The following is a 22,409-nucleotide window of genomic DNA, read 5'->3' as shown; positions in this document are numbered from 1 at the left end:
ACCTTACAGCGCGTTGACCTTCTTGGAGATGGCCGACTTGCGGTTCGCTGCGTTGTTCTTGTGCAGGACACCCTTGCTGACAGCCTTGTCCAGCTTGCGGCCGGCAACAAGCAGGGCAGCGGCAGCTGCATCCTTGTCGGTGGACTCAACGGCGGTGTTGACGGCGCGGATGGCCGTCTTCAGCTCAGACTTGACTGCGTTGTTGCGCAGGCGAGCCTTCTCGTTGGTAAGGATGCGCTTCTTCTGGGACTTGATATTAGCCACGTGTGAACTCTCTTTTTAATGCGGAAATGGTCTAGAGGGCTTTCAGATTGGCCATTGACTGAGCGGCGTGGGGATACCTATGGCGGCCAACCATCAGTGGCCGTCGACCTGCACGGACACACAGCTATACAGAATAGCAGACCCCCCGGAAGCTGGCCATTTGGCGGGCTATTTCCAGCCGTGTCGGCGCCGTAGGCCTGCAGCCACCAGATCGAAGCGTTTCCGGTCCAGAACTGCACCTTCGCGCCGGATGGCGTCCGGGCTGATCTGCAGGATCCGTCCAAGGTTTGCCTCGCTGGGCCGCTGCTGGCGGTCCCAACTGCCAGTTCCGATGTCCACGTACTCTCCGGATCCGTTGCCGGCATGGTCATGGTCCCTGCTGGTGAGCATTACCCCCAGCAGGTACCGTCCGCTCTTGCCCACCAGCAGAACCGGACGGTCTTTGCCCCGGGTGTGGTCTTCCTCATACGGCACCCAAGTCCACACAATCTCGCCGGGGTCGGGACTGCCGTCGGGCTGCGGGGCGTACCGGATGGATGCCGCGCCGGCAAAGTCGCCAGGATAGACGCCGTGCGGGGCAGGCCTCATCGGCGCCGCCTGGCGGGCCGGTGCAGGCGTGTGCGGGCCGGCAGATCGGGTTGCCCCGGTACGGAACTTCTGCAGGACCCTGACGGACGTCCGGACAGCGTTGGCCAAGGAGCGGAGGTTGATAGGCATGGGCCAAGACTATCGCCGGGCCACCGTGCCGGGTTTGACCTGAATGCAATACGATGCGCCCGGACGTGGGAGACTGGAGGTTCCAAATGTGCGGTCCAGCCGCAGGGTGCCTCCGGTGCGTCCTGGCGGGGGTCGCACGAATGTCAACAGTAAGGACCCTGCGTGTCTCCCATGGCCCGCACCGCCCCGGTGCCCGCCGCGACTGATCCGGCCATCATTCGGAATTTCTGCATCATCGCGCACATTGACCACGGTAAATCAACCCTGGCTGACCGCATGCTGCAGTTCACCGGGGTGGTTAAGTCCCGCGATATGAAGGCCCAGTACCTGGACCGCATGGACATCGAGCGCGAACGCGGTATCACCATTAAGTCCCAGGCGGTCCGTATGCCCTGGGAACTCGACGGGACCAGCTACGCGCTGAACATGATCGACACCCCCGGCCACGTGGACTTCACCTACGAAGTGTCCCGTTCGCTGGCGGCCTGCGAAGGCGCAGTGCTGCTCGTTGACGCGGCGCAGGGCATTGAGGCCCAGACCCTCGCGAACCTGTACCTGGCGATGGAAAACAACCTCACCATCATCCCGGTACTGAACAAGATCGACCTTCCGGCAGCCCAGCCTGAGAAGTACGCGGCCGAACTGGCCAGCCTGATCGGCGGCGACCCCGACGACGTGCTCCGCGTCTCCGGCAAGACCGGCATGGGCGTCGAGGTCCTGCTGGACAAGATCGTCCGCGATCTGCCGGCCCCCGTGGGTGACCCGAACGCCCCGGCGCGCGCCATGATCTTCGACTCGGTCTACGACACGTACCGCGGTGTGGTTACCTACGTCCGTGTGGTTGACGGCATGCTCCACCCCCGTGAACGCATCCAGATGATGTCCACCCGGGCCACCCACGAACTCCTCGAGATCGGCGTGAGCTCCCCGGAGCCCACGCCCTCCAAGGGTCTCGGGGTTGGCGAAGTGGGCTACCTCATCACCGGTGTGAAGGACGTCCGCCTGTCCAAGGTCGGCGACACCGTCACCAACCTCGCCAAGCCTGCCACGGCCTCCCTTCCCGGCTACGCCGATGCCAAGCCGATGGTCTTCTCCGGCCTGTATCCGCTGGACGGCACGGACTACCCGGTGCTCCGCGATGCGCTGGAGAAGCTGATGCTCAACGACGCCGCACTGGTGTACGAGCCCGAAACGTCGGCCGCGCTCGGCTTCGGCTTCCGCGTCGGCTTCCTCGGCCTGCTCCACCTGGAAATCACCAGGGAGCGGCTCGAACGCGAATACAATCTTGACCTCATCTCCACCGCCCCCAACGTGGAGTACGAGGTAACGCTGGAGGACAAGAAGGTGGTCCATGTGACCAACCCCAGCGAATACCCGTCCGGCAAGATCGCAGAGGTCCGCGAGCCGATGGTGGCTGCCACCATCCTGGCGCCGAATGAGTTTGTGGGCGCCATCATGGAGCTCTGCCAGAGCCGCCGCGGCGTTATTGGCGGCATGGACTACCTGTCCGAGGACAGGGTCGAAATCCGCTACCGGCTGCCGCTCGCTGAGATCGTGTTCGATTTCTTTGACATCCTCAAATCCAAGACCCGGGGCTACGGCTCGCTGGACTGGAAGGCCGACGGCGAGCAGGTGGCCGACCTGGTCAAGGTGGACATCATGCTGCAGGGCGAGCAGGTGGATGCCTTCTCCGCCATCACCCACCGTGACAAGGCCTACGCCTACGGTGTGATGATGACGGGCAAGTTGCGCGAACTCATTCCCCGCCAGCAGTTTGAGGTGCCCATCCAGGCTGCCATCGGCTCCAGGATCATCGCCCGGGAAAGCATCCGCGCCATCCGCAAGGACGTTCTGGCCAAGTGCTACGGCGGCGACATCTCCCGTAAGCGCAAGCTGCTGGAGAAGCAGAAGGAAGGCAAAAAGCGCATGAAGATGGTGGGCCGCGTTGAGGTTCCCCAGGAAGCCTTCATCGCTGCGCTGACCACTGACGAGTCCAAGGACAAGGCCAAGAAGTAGTGATGACAGTGGCCGGCAACACCGGAGGCCCCTGCAATGCCTAGCATTCTTCCACTCGGCGACCCCGCGCCGTCGGACGGTCTGCTGCCCGCCCAGGCAGTGGACGGTGCGGCGGGCCGGGCCTTCGGACTGTACGTGCACATCCCTTTCTGCGCGGTGCGTTGCGGATACTGCGACTTCAACACGTACACGGCCACCGAGCTGGGCGGCGGAGCGTCCCAGGATGCCTACGCCACCACCGCTGTGTCCGAAGTGGATTTTGCCGCCACGGTCCTGCGCGACTCGGGTCTCCCGGACCGTCCGCTGAGCACAGTCTTTTTCGGCGGCGGCACTCCCACGCTGCTCCCGGCGGAAGACCTCGCACGGATCCTGACGGCCGCCGTCGGGCACTGGGGCCTGGAACCCGGCGCCGAAGTGACCACCGAAGCAAACCCGGACTCGGTCACCCCGGCATCCCTTCAGGTCCTGGCCGATGCCGGCTTCACCCGGGTTTCCTTCGGCATGCAGTCTGCCGTTCCCCATGTCCTGAAGGTCCTGGACCGCACGCACACGCCCAGCCGCGTGCCGCAGGTGGTGCAGTGGGCGCGCGATGCCGGACTGGCCGTGAGCCTGGACCTGATCTACGGGACACCGGGGGAGTCCCTGGAGGACTGGCGGTTCTCCCTGGAGACGGCCCTCTCCTACCAGCCTGACCACATCAGTGCCTACGCGCTGATCGTGGAAGACGGCACCAAGCTGGCAGCCCAGATCCGCCGTGGTGAAGTCCCGGGAATCGACGACGACGACCACGCCGACAAATACGAACTCGCCGACCAGCTGATCGGCGCTGCAGGCCTCAGCTGGTACGAGGTCAGCAACTGGTCCCGGACGCCGGAGCAGGCATGCCGGCACAACCTCGCGTACTGGCGCGGGGACGACTGGTGGGGCATCGGGCCTGGTGCACATTCACACGTGGGCGGGGTGCGGTGGTGGAACGTCAAGCACCCCACGGCCTACGCCGGACGGCTCGCTCAGGGCCTGTCACCGGCGGCCGGGCGGGAAACGCTCGACGCCGAAACCCGCGACGTGGAGCGCGTGATGCTTGAGGCCCGGCTCGTGTCGGGACTGGCCACGTCAACGCTGGGCGAGCACGGCCGTCACGCCGTGGCCGGGCTCATTGCCGACGGCCTGGTGGAGCCGCCGGCTGCCTTCCACGGCACGCTGGTATTAACCCTGAAGGGCCGCCTGCTGGCCGACGCCGTGGTCCGCAGGATCCTGCCGGACTGAACCGCGGGTGGTGACTACTTGATCCAGCGCAGGTTGTACTGGTAACGGTGGGGCTGGCCCTTGTTGACATGGATACCTGCGGCCACGGAGAAGCAGGTCAGGGCAATCCAGATCAGGGTGGCGATGACGGCGAAGATGTTTCCGATCACCGGAATGAACACCAGGAGATTGGCCACCAGCGCCGCAATGGTGGGCGGCAGGCTGAAGTTCAGCGCTTCCTTGGATTCCTGGGCGGTGAACGGCCCGCGCTCACGGAAAATCAGGTAGATCAGCAGTGACGGAACACAGCCGAGGATCCCGCCGAAGTGTGCCAGTGTGGCCCACTGGCGGTCTTCGCTGGCCGTCAGGGGCAGCGCATTAGCCGGAACGCCCTGGTACTCGGAACGGCCCTGGCCGCCGTGGTCGTCCCGGTGCTCGCGTGCGTTTTGTGCCACGGTTTTCTTCCTTCGAAAGTGCAATGGTGCTGGGTTGGAGAATGCCGGACTGATGCAACTGCAGCCTCCGCAGTACCAAGAATACTGGTTCAGCCACCAAATGCTGCCGCCAGGAGCCGGATCCGGTGTCAGGGCACCGTCAGGAAGTCGATGACTTCCTCCACTCTCCCGAGGAATGATGCTTCCAGGTCCGCGTAACTGCGGACAGCGCCCAGTAGCTTTTGCCAGCCAAGCCCGATGTCTTCCTTGGTGGAGTGCGGCCAGCCGAACGCTGCCAGGATTCCGGTCTTCCAGTCCTGCCCGCGCGGCACCACCGGCCATTGTTCGATGCCCAGTACAGCGGGCCGGATTGCCTGCCACACGTCAACGTAAGGGTGCCCGACGATCAGGACATTCCCCACCGCGCCGGGGGAGGCCATCACGGCAGCCGCAATGCGCCACTCCTTCGAGTCCGGCACCAGGTGGTCCACCAGGACCCCCAGCCGCCGCCCCGGCCCGGGGCCGAATGCGGCTACCGCCCCCGCCAGGTCATCAATGCCATGCAAAGGCTCGACGACGATGCCCTCTACGCGGAGATCGTCACCCCAGACTTTTTCCACGAGTTCGGCATCGTGTTTTCCCTCCACCCAGATCCTGCTGGCTTTGGCGACCTGGGCACGCTGGCCGGCCACGCGGACCGAGCCGGACGCCGTCCGGCCGGCGGCCACGGGGGCGGCCTGCCTGGGCGCCGGGGGAACGAGCCGGATGGGCTGCCCCTCCAGGAGGAATCCGAAGCCCAGCCGGAAGGACCGGGACTTGCCGCGCCGGTCTTCGAGGGCCACTACATGCATGCCACCGGACTTCTCCACCCGGGTCACCGCTCCCACCCAGCCTGACTGGGCGTCTTCGAGAACCATGCCACGTTCCACGGGGACCTCAGGGAGTTCGCTTCTCACGGGCGCGGTGATCTCCTGCGGACCCCAGTTCTGGTACTGCATGGATTGATTCCGCCTTGCCGCTAGATCCTGGCCCGGAATTTCGCCCGGAGCGGTACCAATGCTAACAACGGGGTGACTCATATTAGACTGTTAGCACTTAGGCATGTCGAGTGCTAACCCTGCAGTGACCACGGATGGAGGTGGAGTATGAGCGAGCCGCGCAAACTCGAAGTACTGCGCGCCATCGTGGAGGACTATGTGCACTCCCGCGAGCCAGTAGGTTCAAAAGCGCTCGTGGAACGCCACCACCTCGGCGTGTCCAGTGCCACCATCCGCAACGACATGGCGGCCTTGGAAGACGACGGTCTGATCACGGCCCCGCACACCAGCGCGGGACGGATCCCCACAGACAAAGGCTATCGGCTGTTTGTGGACCAGATTTCAGCGGTGAAGCCACTTTCCCACGCGGAACGGCGTGCCATCCAGTCGCTGCTGGAGGGCGCCGACGATCTGGACGACGTCCTGGACAGGACCGTCAGGATGCTGTCGCAGCTGACCAACCAGGTCGCCGTGGTGCAGTATCCGCATCTGAGCCGCGCCACCATCCGCCACATCGAATTCGTCCTGCTCGCGCCCCGGCAGGTCCTGGTGGTCCTCATCGCCACCACCGGCAAGGTCGAACAGCGCGTGATCGACATCGGCCAGGACCTCGGCGACGACGCCATCGCCGCGCTGCGGACACACTTCCTCGGATCACTCGCGGGCATCTCGCTGAGCCGGCTGACCCCCTCGCTGCCCGGAGTCGTTTCGTCCGTCAGCCCGGGCCAGCGCGCGGCGGCCCAGGCCCTGGCCCACGGGCTGGAAACGCTCGCCCACAGCAGCCGTGAGGAACGCATGGTCATGGCCGGAACGGCGAACCTCGCCCGCTCCAATGTGGATTTTCCGCTCAGTATCGGACCGGTCCTGGAAGCGCTCGAGGAGCAGGTTGTCCTGCTGCGCCTCCTGAGCGACATGGCGCAGGATCCGAGGGGCGTGGCAGTCAGCATCGGGCGTGAAAACCCGTACGACGGACTAGCGGAAGCCTCCGTGGTGGCCACGGGCTACGGACCAGACAGCACTGCCAAGATCGGTGTGCTCGGCCCCACCCGGATGGACTACCCCACCACCATGGCCGCCGTCAGGGCAGTAGCCCGTTACCTTTCAAGAATTCTGGGTCCGTAACAGCATCACGGTCCAGGCACGAAGAGCAGTGCCGGCAGCCCGCCTGCCGTCAGTACAACAAGGAAGAGATACGAACTTTGAGCAGCCACTACGACGTCCTCGGAGTCTCGCCGGAAGCCACCGGGGAAGAGATCAAGAAGGCCTACCGCAAGCTGGCCCGCACTCTCCACCCGGACGTAAACCCCGGGGACGATGCATCGGACCGCTTCAAGGCCGTGACCCATGCCTACGAGGTACTTTCGGACCCGCAAAAGCGCCGGATCTATGACACCACCGGCAATGAGAACGGCACCGACAACGGGTTCGGCGGCGGTGGATACTCCGGCCAGGGCTTCGCGTTCCAGGACATCTTCGACACGTTCTTCGGGGCCGGCGGCACCTCCGGCCCCGCTTCCCGGGTCCGCCGCGGCCAGGACGCGCTGATCAGTGTACGGATCGAACTCCGCGATGCCGTGTTCGGCGTCAACCGGAAACTCGAAGTGGACACAGCCGTCACCTGCCCCACCTGCAACGGGTCATGCTGCCGCGACGGCAGCCACCCTGTGCGCTGCGATATCTGCGGCGGCAGCGGCCAGGTCCAGCGCGCGGTTCGCTCCATCCTGGGCCAGGTCATGACGGCGGCCCCGTGTGGCAGTTGCGAAGGCTTCGGGACGGTCATCAAGGACCCCTGCAACGAATGCAGCGGCCAGGGCCGCATCCGCAGCCGGCGGTCGCTCACCATCAAGGTGCCGGCCGGTGTTGCCACTGGCACCCGGATCCAGCTCTCCGGGCAGGGCGAAGCAGGCCCGGCCGGCGGACCGTCCGGGGACCTGTACGTGGAACTCCGGGTCAACAACGACGCCACGTACGCACGCGACGGTGACGACCTGCACGCAACGCTGCACATCCCGATGACTGCCGCCGCCCTAGGCACCGAGCTGTCACTGGAAACCTTTGACGGGCTGCAGGAAATCGACGTCAAGGCAGGGACGCAGTCAGGGGAGATCATCACGCTCCGTGGACTCGGCGTGACGCACCTGCGCGGCTACGGCCGCGGGGATCTGATGGTCCATCTGCAGGTGGAGACGCCGGCCAAGCTGGATGCCGCGCAGGAGGATCTCTTGCGGCAGCTGGCGAAGCTGCGGGGCGAGCAGTTCACGGAAGGCAAACTGGCTGCCAGCGGCGGCGTCTTTGCCAAGCTGCGGGACCGGTTCGGTAACCTGTAGCGGTGAGCAATCCCGTTTTCTTCAGCGGTGCCGGGTCGCTGGACGGTCTGGTGCCCGGTGCCCGTTTTGTCCTTCAAGGGCCGGAGGCACGCCACGCCGTGACCGTAAAACGGCTATCTCCCGGAGAGGCGGTGGACATTGCCGATGGCGCCGGAAGGCGGCTGACGGGAACTGTTGTCTCGGCGTCGCCCGCGGAGCTCACCGTGGAATGCTCCGCCCTCGTTGTGGAGGACCGGCCCGACATCCGGCTTGTGCTGGTGCAGGCCCTGGCCAAGGGGGACCGCGATGAACTGGCCGTGGAAACGGCAACCGAACTCGGGATTGATGCCGTAGTTCCCTGGCAGTCCGAGCGATCAATTGTCCGCTGGAAGGGTGAGCGCGCGGCCAAGGCCCACGCAAAATGGCAGTCCGTGGTCATTGCCGCCGCCAAGCAGGCACGCCGCGCCTGGATCCCCGAGGTGCGCGCCGCCGTCGAAACGCCAGGCCTTGCGGCGGCCGTGGCGGCAGCGGATCTGGCCGTAATCCTGCACGAAGACGCGGTCCGGCCGCTCCGGTCTGTCCTGGAATCATGGCAGGGCACCCAGGCTGACGCCGGACCCCTGGAAATTCTGCTCATCGTTGGTCCGGAGGGCGGAATCAGTCCCCGCGAAGTCACCCGGCTTTGCGACGCCGGCGCCGTGACGGCGCTCTTGGGACACCACGTCCTGAGGTCATCCACGGCCGGACCGGCAGCGGTTGTTCTGGCGAGTGATGTACTGGGACGCTGGACAGCACCGGTATCCTGAGGCCGACTGCTGCGCGGGCTGTTACCGGACGTTGAAGTTCCGCGTATCCACATTCAGCTCCTGGCTGGTGCCGGCCGCATCCACCTGCGAAACGCGGAGCTCGTAACTCCCCGAGGACAGGCTAAGGGCAAGCGTAAAGACTCCGGACTGGGCGGCTTCGGCAGCTGCAGTGGTCTCCCCGGTCAGGTAGGGCGCCTTGTTCCCGTTCGCTTCGGCCCGCAGGATCTGCCAGCGGAGTTTACCGCCCGGAACCGTGCTGCGGCCGGTGATCTTGACGCTTCCGCCGGCCAAATCAGTCCCTTCCTGCGGATCGATGATCCACACGGGCGCCACCATTCCGGCAGCTCGGGACATGGGGTCGCCAAGCTGGACGTGGTCGAAGGCAACATAATCGGTGTGGCTATCCACCAGGATCCTGACCTGGATCTGCTGGCCGGAATCGATCAGGCCGGAACTCGCGGCCGCTGCCGTAGCGGTAAAGACCAGCTGCTGAATGGCGCGGCCGGCCATGTCGGCGTCGAGATTGCTGTTAAAGGCATCCTCCGAGACGTCGACGGTAATGACGTTCTTGCCGGAGATGGACGAGGCGAGTTTCTCGGGATCCTGCCAGGGCGTGAAGAAATCCGGGTCCAGCGGCTTCTCGGACATCATGGCCCGCAGGGCGCGGGTCACTGGATTCTCCTGCTCCGGCACGTCCCGGAACTCCCGGTATAGGAACACGTTGCTGTTGCTTCGGCCAATCCAGTAGACCGGGGCCTTATTCGAGGACTGTGTAGTTTCAAGGGGCGCGCTGGTGGAAGGTGCCCCGGGGGAGCCGGTGGCGGCAGCACTGGAGTTTGCCGTCAGGTTGGGCTCAGGGCTGGGGTCCGCGATACAACCGGTGAGAAGGAGGAATGCTGGCAGCAGGCCCAGGAGACGTTGCGGACGAAAACGCGGCGCGACGCGCCTGGCACTGAGGGGGGTCGCTGTTTCCGGCACTCTCGTGGCCTGTCCTTTCCGGCTGTGAAATGGCGAGGCCTGGGCCCCGTGAGCCGGTCCCCGGACGGCTGTGATTTCCAGCATCGCATAGCCAGCTCCGCCAAAAGGACCGAATCCGGGCTGCCGGCCCAACTGCAACGGGAACGATATGAGCCCGAGATGAAGTTGATACCTAATGACGCCACCCGTCCCGCAGTATGCCGGTGACGGGCACCCTCGCCGGGGACCGCCTGACGCCGCCGGGAGGTGCCTCCTGGCGTAAGATGGAAGGACTCCGCTGGCTCCTGCATGCTCGGCAACAGCCCCCCACGCAGCAGCTGGCGCACTTAATTTTTCGAACTGGAGGGGACCACGGGCCTGCGGGCCAGCACCATGACTGAATCAGCGAACGGAAAGCGCCGGCTCAATACTGACCGCGCCGCCGGAGAATTCCCCCATTCACTTCCCGGTGTCCGGACGGAGGTGGTTCTCTTTGACAACTCCGATCAGATGGTCCAATCGCTCGGCAGCCATGACGAGGCCCTGCGCTACATCGAAGAGCAGTTCCCGTCCGTTAACTTCCACGTCCGTGGAAACGAACTGTCCATGAGCGGCCCTGCCAACGAAGTTCCCCGCATCATGCGGCTGCTGCATGAAGTTCGCGGTCTCGTGGCCCGTGGCACAGTCATCAGCCCCGCGGTGTTGCAGCAGCTCGTCTCGTTGCTCCGCAGCCAGTCATTGCAGAACCCTGTGGACGTCCTCACCCATGACATCCTCTCCAGCCGGGGGAAGACCATTCGCCCCAAGACCCTGAACCAGAAGAACTACGTGGACGCGATTGACGCGAACACGGTGATCTTCGGGATTGGCCCTGCAGGTACGGGCAAGACGTACCTCGCCATGGCCAAGGCTGTCCAGGCGCTGCAGCAGAAGGAAGTCAGCCGTATTATCCTGACCAGGCCCGCCGTCGAGGCCGGCGAACGGCTGGGATTCCTGCCGGGCACCCTGAGCGACAAGATCGACCCCTACCTGCGCCCGCTGTACGACGCGCTGCACGACATGATGGACCCCGAGGCCATCCCGCGCCTGATGGCCGCCGGGACCATCGAAGTCGCGCCGCTGGCTTACATGCGGGGGCGCACGCTTAACGACGCCTTCATCATCCTGGACGAAGCGCAGAACACCACACCGGCACAGATGAAGATGTTTCTTACGCGTTTGGGCTTCGGGTCCAAAATGGTGGTTACCGGAGACGTCACCCAGGTGGACCTTCCCTTCGACACACGCTCAGGTCTGCGGATCGTGGAGGAGATCCTGCAGGGAATCGAGGACGTGAACTTCACCGTCCTGGACTCCACTGACGTGGTCCGCCACCGTCTTGTGGGTGACATCGTGCGTGCCTACAGTCTCTGGGACGATCTCCAGCGGAACAAAGTGAACCACTCGGTGAGCCGGGAAAAGCGGGGGGAAAACGCGTGAGCATTGAGGTCAACAACGAGTCCGGCATCCAGGTTGATGAAGCGGAGCTCGTGGCTCTGTCCCGGTACGTTTTTGAGCAGCTGTACATCCACCCGCAGGCTGAACTCTCTATTCTCCTGGTGGATGAACCCGCCATGGAAAAGCTCCACATCGAGCTTATGGACGAGCCGGGATCCACCGACGTGCTCTCGGTCCCCATGGACGAGCTGACCCCGGGCACGCCGGACCGGCCCACTCCCCAAGGGATGCTGGGTGACATCGCCGTCTGCCCCCAGGTGGCGCAGGTGCAGGCCGTCAACGCCGGGCACTCCCTGCAGGATGAGATGCTGCTGCTGACCACGCATGGGATCCTCCACCTGCTCGGCTATGACCACGCAGAGCCCGAGGAAAAGGAAGAAATGTTCGGCCTCCAGCGCCAGCTGCTTTCCGGCTTCACCGGCAAAGAAGCACCTGCCGAGACCACGCAGTGACGCCCCTGCTCCTTGTCGGCATGGCCCTGGCGTTCCTCGGTACAGCAGCACTCCTGACCGCAGCCGAAGCCGCGTTCACTTTCCTTTCCCGGCACGACGCCGAAGACGCCCTGCTGAAGAGCCGCGGAAACGCCATGAAGCGCATCCTGGCCCAGCCGGTGGCGCACATCCGGGCCTTGCGGTTCTGGCGCGTTTGGTTCGAGATGGCTTCTGCCGTAGCGGTGGCCGTCCTGCTCCACAGCCTGCTGGACAACGTCTGGCTGGCCGGGCTGGCCGCCACGGGGATCATGGCCCTGCTCGGCTTCGTCATCGTCGGCGTTTCCCCGCGGCAGCTCGGCAGGCTCCATTCGGCCGCAGTCGTCCGCTCCACAGCACCACTGATCAGGTATCTCACGTGGGTCCTCGGACCCATCCCGGGGTGGCTCGTGGCGCTGGGCAGTGCCGCCGCTCCAGGCGCACCCGCGGGTGATGACGCGTTCTTCAGCGAACAGGAATTCCGCGAACTTGTGGACCGCGCCTCCGAATCGGACATGATCGAAGACACCGAAGCGGAAATGATCCAATCCGTCTTTGACTTCGGCGACACCCTGGTGCGCGCCGTGATGGTGCCCCGGACGGATATCCTCAGCATCGACGCCGGCTCCAGCCTCAGGCGGGCCATGTCAATGTTCCTGCGGTCGGGCTATTCACGGATCCCGGTGATCCGCGACAACACGGACCAGATCCTCGGAATCGTGTACCTCAAGGACGTTGCGGCGACGCTCCATGAGCTCGGACCCGACGACGAACAGCCCCCGGTCGAAGCCCTGGCCCGCGAGGTCCGGTACGTCCCGGAGTCCAAGCCGGTGAGCGATCTGCTGCGGGAACTGCAGAAGGAGTCAACACACGTTGCCATCGTGATCGACGAATACGGCGGCACGGCCGGCCTTGTCACCCTGGAGGACCTCATCGAGGAAATTGTCGGCGAAATCGTGGACGAGTATGACACCGAAAGCGCCGAGGCCGTGGCCCTGGGCGGCGGTTCCTACCGGGTGAGCGCCCGGATGAGCATCGACGACCTCGGAGAACTGTTCGACATAGAGCTCGACGACGACGAGGTTGACACTGTGGGCGGGCTGCTGGCCAAGGCCCTGGGCCGCGTTCCCATTGTGGGCAGCCGCGTGGAGGTGGGCGGCATCTCGCTGCTCGCCGAACGGCTCGAGGGCCGCCGCAACCGCGTCAGCCACATCATTGCCTCAGCAGTACCAAAAGCAGACACTGACCTTGAAGACCTCCTCGACGAGGCGAAAGCAACCCAGCAGGGAGTTCCACGTGAGCAAGAAAAGTAATCGTCCGGTCAACCCGGATTCGGCCGCCAAAGACTTCGGCGGCTATAGGGCAGGCTTTGCGGTCCTCGTGGGGCGGCCTAACGCGGGAAAATCAACCCTGACGAACGCGCTGGTGGGCCAGAAGGTGGCGATCACCTCCGCCAAGCCGCAGACCACGCGCCACACCATCCGGGGGATCGTGCACCGCGATGACGCCCAGCTGATCCTGGTGGATACCCCGGGCCTGCACCGCCCCCGCACCCTGCTGGGAAAGCGGCTGAACGAACTCGTCGCCGACACCCTCGCCGAGGTCGACGCGATCGGCTTCTGCCTGCCCGCCAACGAGAAAATCGGCCCGGGCGACAAGTACATCGCCGCCCAGCTCGCCGCCATCGGCAACAAGCCGGTCATCGCGATCGTCACCAAGGCGGACACAGTGGACCGGCAGGCGCTCACCGAGCAGTTGCTCGCCGTCGCAGCACTGGGCCGGGATGTCATCGGCGAGGACGGCTGGAAGGACATCGTCCCCGTCTCCGCCACCGACGGCTTCCAGGTGGACACGCTCGCAGACGTCCTGATCAGCCACATGCCGGCGTCGCCGCCCCTTTATCCGGACGGTCACCTGACGGACGAACCCGAAGCCGTGATGATCGCCGAGCTCATCCGGGAAGCTGCCCTCGAAGGCGTCCGCGACGAACTGCCCCACTCCCTGGCCGTCGTCGTCGATGAAATTGTTCCGCGTGAGGGCCGGCCCGAAGACAGGCCCTTCCTCGACGTCCGCGTTAATCTCTATGTGGAACGTTCGTCCCAGAAGGCCATCATCATCGGCAAGGGCGGTGCACGGCTCCGCGAAGTCGGCACCAATGCACGCAAGGGGATCGAGGCGCTGCTCGGTGCCCGCATCTACCTTGACCTGCATGTGAAGGTGGCCAAGGACTGGCAGCGCGACCCGAAACAGTTGGTCAAGCTCGGCTTCTGACGCTGCCTTTTCGCCTTACCCGGCCGGTCGTCGGGAAGTTCCCAGACTGGGCAACTAAAATAGGCCGGATTCAATTTTTTCGAGGAAGGTACACCACACATGGGGCGAGGCCGCGACAATCGCGAGTACGGAGCTGACGCGTCAGCCGGGACCGGTCCGGTGTCCCGCCACGCTGATGCTACCGCCGTCGGCGTTGCCCGGCATCTCGGATCCCGGAGCCGGATGCCGGCCTGGCTGAAGGTGACCACTGCGGTGGTCACTATCCTGGTGGTCGGCGGACTTGGCTTCGCGGGCTACTGGTATTTGCGGTTCCAGTCGAACATCACTACGGCGCCGCTGAACGCCGGTGGTGCGAACCCATCGGACGACAAATCGGATCGGATGCAGATCCTGATCCTTGGCTCCGATACCAGGGACGGCGCCAACGCGGAGTACGGCGCCGTGGACGACTCGACAGGTTACGGCAAATCCGACGTCATGATGCTGATGGACGTATCGGCCGACAACAAGCGCGTCAGCGTCATCAGCTTCCCCCGGGACCTACTGGTCGATATTCCGGAGTGCACCGACCAGAAGACCAAACGGACTTTTCCTGCCCGCAACGATGTCATGATCAACGAGGCCATGAACGAAGCCGGCATCGGCTGCGCCGTGGACACGGTCAACAAACTGACTGGACTGGAGATCGATCACTTCATGATGGCGGACTTCACCGCCGTGAAGGAACTCTCCAACACGGTGGGCGGCGTTGACGTGTGCATCAGTGACGCCGTCTACGATCCTGACTCCCGGCTGCGCCTGCCGAAGGGTACGTCCGCCGTTAAGGGCGAAATGGCCCTTGCCTTCCTGCGGACCCGTCATGCCTTTGCCGACGGCGGCGACCTGGGCCGGATCCGGGCACAGCAGGGATTCCTGTCCTCCCTCACGCGCAAGATCAAGGACGACGGCACACTGTCCGACCCCTCTAAAATGCTGACCATTGCCGATGTAGTGACCAAGAACCTCACGGTGGATGAGGGGCTGGCCTCCGTGCCGTCGCTCGTGAGTATCGGTAGCCGGCTTAAGGACATCGACATCAGCAAGGTGGCGTTTGTGGCCGTGCCCACCACGCCGGCAGTCACGGACATCAACCGCCTGCAGATTGCGGAGCCCGCAGGGTCCCAGCTGTTTGCGGCCCTCCGCGAGGACGTGGACCTCACGGATCCAACGGCGCCCAAAACGCCGTCCCCGGCGCCCACGGAAACAACAGCCACTCCAACAGAAACAACCCCGGCGGTGCCGCCGTATGACAAGGCGCTGCAACCAGTCACTGTGGCCAACGGCAGCGGCGTCCCGGGACGCTCACAGGAAATCGTGCAGGCCTTGATCACCGGAGGCTTCACCCAATCCGGGCCGTTGGAAGCCGCGCCGGTGGCTCAGAGCGTTGTCTACTACGGTACTGAGTTCGCCGACGTCGCAGCCGACGTGGCTGCGCTGCTGGGGATTCCGGCCGCGCAGGTCCAGCTGGCACCCCGCGTCGCCGGAGTGCAGGTCTACCTTGGAACGGACTTCACCACCGGGGCAACCTACGGCGCCGGCGCGGGCGTGGCCCTGCCCGAGGACATCGTCAACCAGACGGCCGGCGATACGGTGTGCCAGCAGGCCAACCCGGTGCTGATCGTCCAGGACTGACGGCAGCACCCAGTTGACATACAGAGAGGCGGGGCCAGGCGGCCCCGCCTCTCTGTATGTCTGGAGGGTGCTTACCAGATGCTGACGCGAGCGTCCTGCGGCATCCACATGCCATCCTGGTCCGTCACGCCAAAGGCCTGGTGGAAGGCGTCCAGGTTCTTGGCGATGGCGTTGGTCCTGAACTCGTTGGGGGAGTGGGGATCCGTGGCGAGCCTCCTGATGGCCTCTTCCGACCGGATCACCTGCCGCCAACCGGCTGCCCAGGACGCGAAGAACCGCTGCTGCCCCGTCAGCCCGTCCAGCACTTCCGGTTCCTTGCCGTCAAGGCTGAGCAGGTAAGCCTTGTAGGCGATGGTCAGGCCACCAAGGTCGCCGATGTTCTCCCCCAGCGTCAGCTTGCCGTTGACGTTGTGCCCCGGCGCCGCATAGGGGGACAACTCGTCGTACTGTGCCACCAGTTTGGCTGTGAGCTTCTCAAACGCGGTCCGGTCATCCTCAGTCCACCAGTTCCGCAGCGCGCCGCCGCCGTCGAACTGCGACCCCTGGTCATCAAAACCGTGGCCGATCTCGTGGCCGATCACCGCTCCAATGCCACCGTAATTAACGGCGTCGTCGGCGTCGGCTGTGAAGAACGGTGGCTGCAGGATAGCGGCCGGGAAGACGATCTCGTTGAGCATCGGGTGGTAGTACGCGTTGACCGTCTGCGGTGTCATGAGCCACTTGTTAAGGTCTACCGGTTTGCCCACCTCATCCAGGTGGCGGTCGACGTCGGCATTGTGGGCCCGCTCCACGTTCCCCAGAAGGTCCAGCGGGTCGATTTCCACCGCGGAGTAATCGATCCACTTGTCGGGGTAGCCGATCTTGGCGCGGAAGGCCCCCAGTTTCCGCAGCGCCTCGGCCTTTGTTTCCTCACCCATCCAGGCAAGACCGGTGATGGACTGCCGGTAGGCCTCGATCAGGTTGGCCACCAGGGTCTGCATGCGGGCCTTGTGGGTTTTGGGGAAGTGCTTCGAGACGTAAATCTGCCCGACGGCCTCACCGAGTGCAGCTTCGACGACGGCGACGGCGCGCTTCCAGCGGTCCTTGTTCCGGGGCGTGCCGCTGATGGTTGTTCCGTAGAAGGCAAAATTGGCATCCACGAACTCGGAGGACAGGTACGGCGCGGCGCCGTTGATGACCCGCAGGGCCAGCCACTCCTGCCACACGGAGAGCGGTTCGGACTCCAGCAGGCCGGCGGCCCCACTGAAGAAGTCCGGTGTGCTGACTACGATCTCGTTGCGCTTGTCGGCGTCGATCCCGGCAGCTTCGAACCAGGTGTTAAGGAGCGGGAACAGGGTGGCCGCTTCCTCAGCGGACTTGAGGTTATAGGTCTTCTGCGGGTCGCGCAGGGTGACGTTGTCCCAGTGGTGGGATGCGAGGCTGGTTTCGAGGGCAACGACGCGTGCGGCCGCAGGCTCCGGATCGGCCACTCCGGCCAGGGTGAACATGGTCCTGACATGCGCGCCATAGGCCTTGACCATGGGGGCGAACTTCTCTTCCCGGTAGTAGGACTCGTCCGGCAGTCCCAGGCCGCCCTGGCCGGTGTAGAGCAGGATGCGGTCCGGGTTGCCAGCGTCCGGAGCCGGGTAGATGTAGAAGAGCCCGGGCACGTCTGACCGGAACAGCCGCCCGGCCAGAGCCACGAGATCAGCAACCGTGGCGGTGGCAAATACCTCGGCAAGCCGCCCGCGGATGGGCTCCATGCCTTTGGCCTCCACTGTGGCTTCGTCCATGAAGCTGTTGTAGAGCTCGCCCACCTTTCGTTCTATCCCGCTGGCGGCTTCACCCTTGGCGGCTGCTTCCTCGATGATGTCCCGGACCGCGATCTCCGCTCCGTCGCGCAGCGCGGTGAAAGTTCCCTCGAGTGGCCGGTCATCCGGAATTTCCGTGGCCTTGAGCCAGGACCCGTTCACGTGCTGGTACAGGTCATCCTGCGGCCTGACGGTGTGGTCAATGTTGGACAGGTCGATCCCCGAGATGGGCACAGATGCTCCTTCGTGTGACGTGCCGCGGCCGGCGCTGGCACCGGCGCGGCGTCTGCATGTTGGACGATAAGGACGGTGGTGCCCTCTCATCTTACGCACGCGTGCTACCCTCAAATGGTGCGCGCAGAGCTCCTCCTTCTTAGCTGCCGCGGCGAGGCCTCAGACGCGATTTAGCGCAAGGCCCACCCTCGTCGCGGAGTTTGTGTTGCCCGGCCACCTTTCAGATAAGAACCACAGAAAAGGCCCCGATACTAATGCGAAACGCACAGAAGTCCTCCGGAATGCCAGCCCACCGCTACCGTCCGTTCCAGGATCAGATCACCGTTGAACTGCCTGACCGCACGTGGCCGGACAAGGTCATCACCAAGGCCCCGCGCTGGTGCGCTGTAGACCTGCGTGACGGCAACCAGGCGCTGATCGACCCGATGAGCCCGGCCCGCAAGATGAAGATGTTCGATCTGCTGGTCCGCATGGGCTATAAGGAAATTGAAGTCGGCTTCCCTTCTGCCTCGCAGACCGATTTCGACTTCGTCCGCCAGCTCATCGTCGGTAACCACATTCCGGACGATGTCACCATCCAGGTCCTGACCCAGGCCCGCGAGCACCTGATCGAGCGGACGTACGAGTCCCTCGTCGGCGCCAAGCAGGCGATTGTCCACCTGTACAACTCAACGTCCGTCCTGCAGCGCCGTGTGGTGTTCAACCAGGACCAGGACGGCATCCTCGACATCGCGCTCCAGGGCGCCAGACTGTGCAAGAAGTACGAGGAAACCCTCGTTGACACGCACATCACCTATGAATACTCGCCGGAGTCGTTCACCGGGACTGAACTGGACTATGCCGTCCGGGTCTGCAACGCCATCGCCGACGTTTTCGAGGCATCCGCCGACAGCCAGGTCATCATCAACCTGCCTGCCACCGTGGAAATGGCCACCCCGAACGTGTACGCCGATTCCATTGAGTGGATGAGCCGGAACCTGCACCCGCGTGAAGGCATCATCCTGTCCCTGCACCCGCACAATGACCGGGGTACCGGCGTGGCCGCCGCCGAACTGGGTTACCTGGCCGGCGCGGACCGGATTGAGGGCTGCCTGTTCGGCAACGGCGAGCGAACCGGCAACGTGGACCTCGTCACCCTCGGCCTGAACATGTTCGTCCAGGGCATCGATCCCATGATCGACTTCTCCGACATCGACGAGATCCGGCGCACCGTGGAGTACTGCAACCAGCTACCCGTCGCCGAGCGTTCCCCCTACGGCGGCGACCTCGTCTTCACCGCTTTCTCCGGCTCGCACCAGGACGCCATCAAGAAGGGCTTCGAGGCGCTGGAGAAGGATGCTGCCGCCGCCGGCAAGGACGTCGCGGACTTCACCTGGCAGGTCCCGTACCTGCCCGTTGACCCTAAGGACCTGGGCCGCAGCTACGAGGCCGTCATCCGCGTCAACTCGCAGTCCGGCAAGGGTGGCGTGGCCTACCTGCTCAAGAACGAACACAGCCTGGACCTGCCGCGCCGTGCCCAGATGGAATTCTCCGGCGTGATCCAGAAGAAGACCGATACCGTGGGCGGCGAAGTCAGCGGCGCCCAGTTGTGGCAGCACTTCCAGGACGAGTACCTGCCCTCCAGCCAGGCGGAGGGCCAGTGGGGCCGTTACTCACTCGGTTCCGTCAGCACCGAAACCGATGACGACGGCGGGATGACCCTGCACGCCTCGCTCACCGTCGACGGTGTCCAGGCCCGTCGCACGGGAACCGGAAACGGGCCCATCGCCGCGCTGTTGAGCATCCTGCGCGAGGACGGCGTGGATGTCCGGGTGCTGGACTACAGCGAGCATGCCCTTTCGGAAGGCGGCAGCGCCATGGCCGCAGCCTACGTCGAGTGTGCCGTGGGGGAGCGGGTCCTGTGGGGCGTCGGTATCGATGCCAACACCAGCATGTCCTCGCTCAAGGCCGTCATTTCCGCAGTCAATCGTGCCATTCGGGATTCCCGGGCCTGATTCGGAACACGTTGCGCGCCGGAATTCCCGGCGCGCAACGCACCGGCAATGCCGGCATTCCGGAACTCAGTGCGAAGATTAACCGTGGTCCAACAATCCTTTGCTGCCCGGTCCTACCGGGATGACGCCGTGGTGCTCCGTACGCACAAGCTGGGCGAGGCTGACCGCATCATCACGCTGCTGACCAAGCACCACGGCCAAATCCGCGCCGTCGCCAAGGGCGTGCGGCGGACCAGCAGCAAGTTTGGGGCGCGGCTGGAGCCGTTTATGGTTGCCGACCTGCAGCTGGTCTCCGGAAAGACACTGGACATCGTCACGCAGGCTGTTGCCAAGGGCGCCTACGGCAGCAACATCGCCGCAGACTATGGCCGGTATACCGTTGCCGCTGCCATGACCGAAACTGCGGAAAAACTGACCGACGTCGACGGCGAAGCCGGCACCGCCCAGTACAACCTGCTGGTGGGGGCGCTGGCCTCTCTGTCCCGGGCCGAGCACGCGCCGGGACTGATCCTGGATTCGTATCTCCTGCGGGCCCTTTCCACCGGGGGCTGGGCTCCGAGTTTTACCAACTGCGCCCGCTGCGGCCGGCCCGGCCCACATACGGCCTTTTCGGCTCCGCTCGGCGGTATGGTCTGCGCTGACTGCAGACCACCCGGTTCGCCTGCGCCGGCCGCGGAGACCGTCGTGCTCCTGGGTGCCCTGCTGACCGGGGACTGGACGACGGCGGATGGCTCGGACGTGCCGCACCGACGGGAAGCTGCGGGGCTGGTGGCCGTATACCTGCAATGGCACCTTGAACGTGTCCTGAAATCCCTCAAACATGTGGAGCGTGGCTGATAGTGGCCTTGGGAAAAAAGAAGAGTCCTTCGCGGCAGCGGACCACCCCTGTGGTGGCACCGTATCCGCACCCTTCAGGCGCGGTTGCCCCGGCGATCCCCGCAGAATTCATCCCCCGCCATGTTGCCATTGTGATGGACGGCAACGGCCGTTGGGCCAACCAGCGGGGCCTGCCGCGGATCGAGGGACACAAAGCCGGCGAGCCCGCCCTGCTGGACGTGATGGCGGGCGCTATCGAACTAGGCATCGAATACGTGAGCGTCTATGCGTTTTCCACCGAAAACTGGCGCCGGTCACCCGAAGAGGTCCGCTTCCTGATGGGTTTTAACAAGGACGTGCTACGAAGGCAGCGGAACCAGCTGGACGACTGGGGTGTCCGCGTACGGTGGTCTGGCCGGCGTCCCAGGCTGTGGGGCTCGGTGATCCGCGAACTGGAAGATGCCGAGGAATTTACCGCGGGCAACAGCACGTGCACGTTGAACATGTGTGTTAATTACGGCGGCCGGGCGGAAATCACGGACGCCGTATCGGCCATCGCCGCCGAGGTTGCCGCAGGCCGGCTCAAACCCGGCGCCATTACCGAGAAAACCATCCAGAAGTACCTGGACGAACCGGACCTGCCGGACGTGGACCTGTTCCTGCGGAGCTCGGGGGAGCAGCGGCTCTCCAATTTCCTACTCTGGCAGTCCGCGTATGCCGAGTTCGTCTTCATGGACACGCTGTGGCCCGACGTCGACCGGCGGACCCTGTGGAACGCCGTCGAAATCTACGCCCAGCGGGACCGGCGCTACGGCGGCGCCGTCGACGCCGCACCGGGTTCAGCCGTACCGTAACCCCGGAGCCAGCGGGCGAGCCGCGCATAGGCGTCTGCCCGCACTTTGGCAGGGGAGAGAAAGACGTCGTGGAGCGCGCCGTCGATCCGTTCCACCGTGACGCTGCGCCCCAGTGTCAGGGCTCGGAGGGCGATGATGTTGACGTCCAGTACCGCGTCGGTGCGCCGCATTTCCTCGGACCAGAACGGCCCGGTGGCGCTTCCCCGGGACAGCAGCACCAGGATGGGTATGTCGATGTCCAGGCCACGGGCCACCTTGGTGTGGCCGGCCAGGATGGCGCTGAGCCAGCCCGCGCGGAGCGGAAATGCCATGGGCGGACGGAACCTGTCGTCAAGCGGCCACTCGCCGTCGGCTGAACTGCTGATGGTCCGCCAATAGAACCCCCGCTCGGGCAGCCGCAGGACAGCCTCCGGCCGGAACCGCGCCACGGGTCCCACCATCGTGGACGCAGCACGGCGGACCAGCGAGCTGCCGTGCATCTCCAGCCAGGGACTGTTTAACACCAGCTGGGAGGCCGCTCCGGGGTGGTTGCTGACCCAGAGGGCGGCCACCAGGCCGCCGGTGGAGTGGCCCATCAGCGTGAGGGAGGCCTTGCCTTCCAGTTCCGGCGTGTGCGTGTCGGCCCGGATGATGGCGATGGCCGCTTCGATCTCGGCGTCATAGTCCGCCAGGTTCGCCACGTAGCCGCCTGGCGTTTCCGGGCGCAGGCTGCGGCCGTGGTTGTGCATGTCGAGGGCGTAGAACTCGTAGCCGCTGTGTGTCCAAAACTGCGCCAGGTCCACATTGAAGAAGTAGTCGCTCCAACCATGGAGGAACAGCACTGTCCGGCGCAGGCCGGTGGCTGCCGGTTCCTTCGCCGGGCGGAAGCGCACCAGCGTGGCGGTGCGCTGGACGCCGTCTTCGCCCCCTGCCTTGAACGTGCAGGCTTCGAAGCCAGCACCGAGGATATCTGGCTGCCACCTCATGGCTTTATGCTAGCCGGAGCCGCATGTATGGCGGCCCGGTTTGGTCTGGACCGTCCGAGACGGAAAAC

Annotated in this window: 20 protein-coding genes; 13 read left to right on the top strand and 7 right to left on the bottom strand. The window is 64.8% G+C overall.

The genetic code is table 11. The features are described 5' to 3' along the window. Positions 1–3: 3 nt before the first annotated feature. Positions 4–264: a 30S ribosomal protein S20 gene (rpsT, locus tag CXR02_RS03225; protein WP_056340153.1), complete on the bottom strand. Its 261-nt coding sequence runs from the start codon at positions 262–264 to the stop codon at positions 4–6. Between the two features lie 168 nt (positions 265–432). Further along, a complete protein-coding gene (locus CXR02_RS03220; protein ID WP_104060703.1) occupies positions 433–981 on the bottom strand; it encodes a type II toxin-antitoxin system PemK/MazF family toxin in 549 nt (182 codons plus the stop codon). A gap of 162 nt (positions 982–1,143) precedes the next feature. On the opposite strand from CXR02_RS03220, the gene lepA reads away from it, so the two are divergent. Both lepA and hemW read left to right on the top strand, forming a co-directional pair. Beyond that, positions 1,144–2,997, top strand: coding sequence for a translation elongation factor 4 (lepA, locus tag CXR02_RS03215; RefSeq protein WP_181037110.1), 1,854 nt, complete (start codon positions 1,144–1,146; stop codon positions 2,995–2,997). Between the two features lie 36 nt (positions 2,998–3,033). Further along, positions 3,034–4,263, top strand: coding sequence for a radical SAM family heme chaperone HemW (gene hemW / locus CXR02_RS03210; RefSeq protein WP_104060701.1), 1,230 nt, complete (start codon positions 3,034–3,036; stop codon positions 4,261–4,263). 14 nt (positions 4,264–4,277) lie between these two features. On the opposite strand, the gene CXR02_RS03205 is transcribed toward hemW, so the two are convergent. Beyond that, positions 4,278–4,697 carry a DUF4870 domain-containing protein gene (locus tag CXR02_RS03205; RefSeq protein WP_104060700.1) on the bottom strand — a complete coding sequence of 140 codons (420 nt, stop codon included), beginning with the start codon at positions 4,695–4,697 and terminating at the stop codon, positions 4,278–4,280. 128 nt (positions 4,698–4,825) lie between these two features. Beyond that, positions 4,826–5,674 (bottom strand): DUF3097 domain-containing protein, encoded by an 849-nt coding sequence (locus tag CXR02_RS03200; RefSeq protein WP_104060699.1) that lies wholly within the window; start codon positions 5,672–5,674, stop codon positions 4,826–4,828. A gap of 147 nt (positions 5,675–5,821) precedes the next feature. On the opposite strand from CXR02_RS03200, the gene hrcA reads away from it, so the two are divergent. The 3 genes from hrcA to CXR02_RS03185 all read left to right on the top strand — a co-directional run bounded on the left by hrcA (position 5,822) and on the right by CXR02_RS03185 (position 8,825). Further along, positions 5,822–6,835, top strand: a complete 1,014-nt coding sequence (hrcA, locus tag CXR02_RS03195) for a heat-inducible transcriptional repressor HrcA (protein ID WP_104060698.1) — start codon at positions 5,822–5,824, stop codon at positions 6,833–6,835. Between the two features lie 77 nt (positions 6,836–6,912). After that, the gene (gene dnaJ / locus CXR02_RS03190) at positions 6,913–8,040 is read left to right on the top strand and encodes a molecular chaperone DnaJ (RefSeq protein WP_104060697.1); all 1,128 of its coding nucleotides are present in this window, start codon (positions 6,913–6,915) and stop codon (positions 8,038–8,040) included. A 2-nt stretch (positions 8,041–8,042) separates the two neighbouring features. Next, complete coding sequence (locus CXR02_RS03185) at positions 8,043–8,825, top strand: 16S rRNA (uracil(1498)-N(3))-methyltransferase (protein WP_104060696.1); 783 nt, start codon at positions 8,043–8,045, stop codon at positions 8,823–8,825. A 21-nt stretch (positions 8,826–8,846) separates the two neighbouring features. Here the strand turns inward: CXR02_RS03185 and CXR02_RS03180 are convergent, their stop codons facing one another. Next, a complete protein-coding gene (locus tag CXR02_RS03180) occupies positions 8,847–9,698 on the bottom strand; it encodes a GerMN domain-containing protein (RefSeq protein WP_258060762.1) in 852 nt (283 codons plus the stop codon). A gap of 477 nt (positions 9,699–10,175) precedes the next feature. Here CXR02_RS03180 and CXR02_RS03175 point away from each other — a divergent pair, with 477 nt between their 5' ends. The 5 genes from CXR02_RS03175 (at position 10,176) to CXR02_RS03155 (ending at position 15,688) form a co-directional block, all read left to right on the top strand. Next, complete coding sequence (locus CXR02_RS03175) at positions 10,176–11,261, top strand: PhoH family protein (protein WP_104060694.1); 1,086 nt, start codon at positions 10,176–10,178, stop codon at positions 11,259–11,261. Then, complete coding sequence (gene ybeY, locus CXR02_RS03170; protein ID WP_056340121.1) at positions 11,258–11,731, top strand: rRNA maturation RNase YbeY; 474 nt, start codon at positions 11,258–11,260, stop codon at positions 11,729–11,731. The genes CXR02_RS03175 and ybeY overlap by 4 nt, the downstream gene beginning before the upstream one ends. Next, a complete protein-coding gene (locus CXR02_RS03165; RefSeq protein WP_058932424.1) occupies positions 11,728–13,059 on the top strand; it encodes a hemolysin family protein in 1,332 nt (443 codons plus the stop codon). The genes ybeY and CXR02_RS03165 overlap by 4 nt, the downstream gene beginning before the upstream one ends. Further along, positions 13,043–14,017: a GTPase Era gene (gene era, locus CXR02_RS03160; protein ID WP_104060693.1), complete on the top strand. Its 975-nt coding sequence runs from the start codon at positions 13,043–13,045 to the stop codon at positions 14,015–14,017. The genes CXR02_RS03165 and era overlap by 17 nt, the downstream gene beginning before the upstream one ends. Positions 14,018–14,116: 99 nt before the next feature. Beyond that, entirely contained in the window at positions 14,117–15,688 is a 1,572-nt protein-coding gene (locus tag CXR02_RS03155) for an LCP family protein (protein WP_104060692.1), read from the top strand. Positions 15,689–15,759: 71 nt separating this feature from the next. On the opposite strand, the gene CXR02_RS03150 is transcribed toward CXR02_RS03155, so the two are convergent. Next, positions 15,760–17,712, bottom strand: a complete 1,953-nt coding sequence (locus tag CXR02_RS03150) for a M13 family metallopeptidase (protein ID WP_104060691.1) — start codon at positions 17,710–17,712, stop codon at positions 15,760–15,762. 254 nt (positions 17,713–17,966) lie between these two features. Here CXR02_RS03150 and leuA point away from each other — a divergent pair, with 254 nt between their 5' ends. The 3 genes from leuA (at position 17,967) to CXR02_RS03135 (ending at position 21,376) form a co-directional block, all read left to right on the top strand. After that, a complete protein-coding gene (gene leuA / locus CXR02_RS03145; RefSeq protein WP_104060690.1) occupies positions 17,967–19,706 on the top strand; it encodes a 2-isopropylmalate synthase in 1,740 nt (579 codons plus the stop codon). Positions 19,707–19,790: 84 nt separating this feature from the next. Continuing rightward, on the top strand, positions 19,791–20,543 hold the full coding sequence (recO, locus tag CXR02_RS03140; RefSeq protein WP_104060689.1) for a DNA repair protein RecO: 753 nt from the start codon (positions 19,791–19,793) through the stop codon (positions 20,541–20,543). A 2-nt stretch (positions 20,544–20,545) separates the two neighbouring features. Then, positions 20,546–21,376 (top strand): isoprenyl transferase, encoded by an 831-nt coding sequence (locus CXR02_RS03135; RefSeq protein WP_104060688.1) that lies wholly within the window; start codon positions 20,546–20,548, stop codon positions 21,374–21,376. Here CXR02_RS03135 and CXR02_RS03130 read toward each other — a convergent pair. Next, entirely contained in the window at positions 21,331–22,341 is a 1,011-nt protein-coding gene (locus tag CXR02_RS03130) for an alpha/beta hydrolase (RefSeq protein ID WP_104060687.1), read from the bottom strand. The genes CXR02_RS03135 and CXR02_RS03130 overlap by 46 nt on opposite strands. Positions 22,342–22,409 lie beyond the last annotated feature (68 nt).

Origin of the sequence: Arthrobacter sp. 4R501 (assembly GCF_002929755.1) — a bacterium.
Lineage (GTDB): Bacteria > Actinomycetota > Actinomycetes > Actinomycetales > Micrococcaceae > Arthrobacter.
This window is presented reverse-complemented; position numbering and strand designations above follow the sequence as displayed.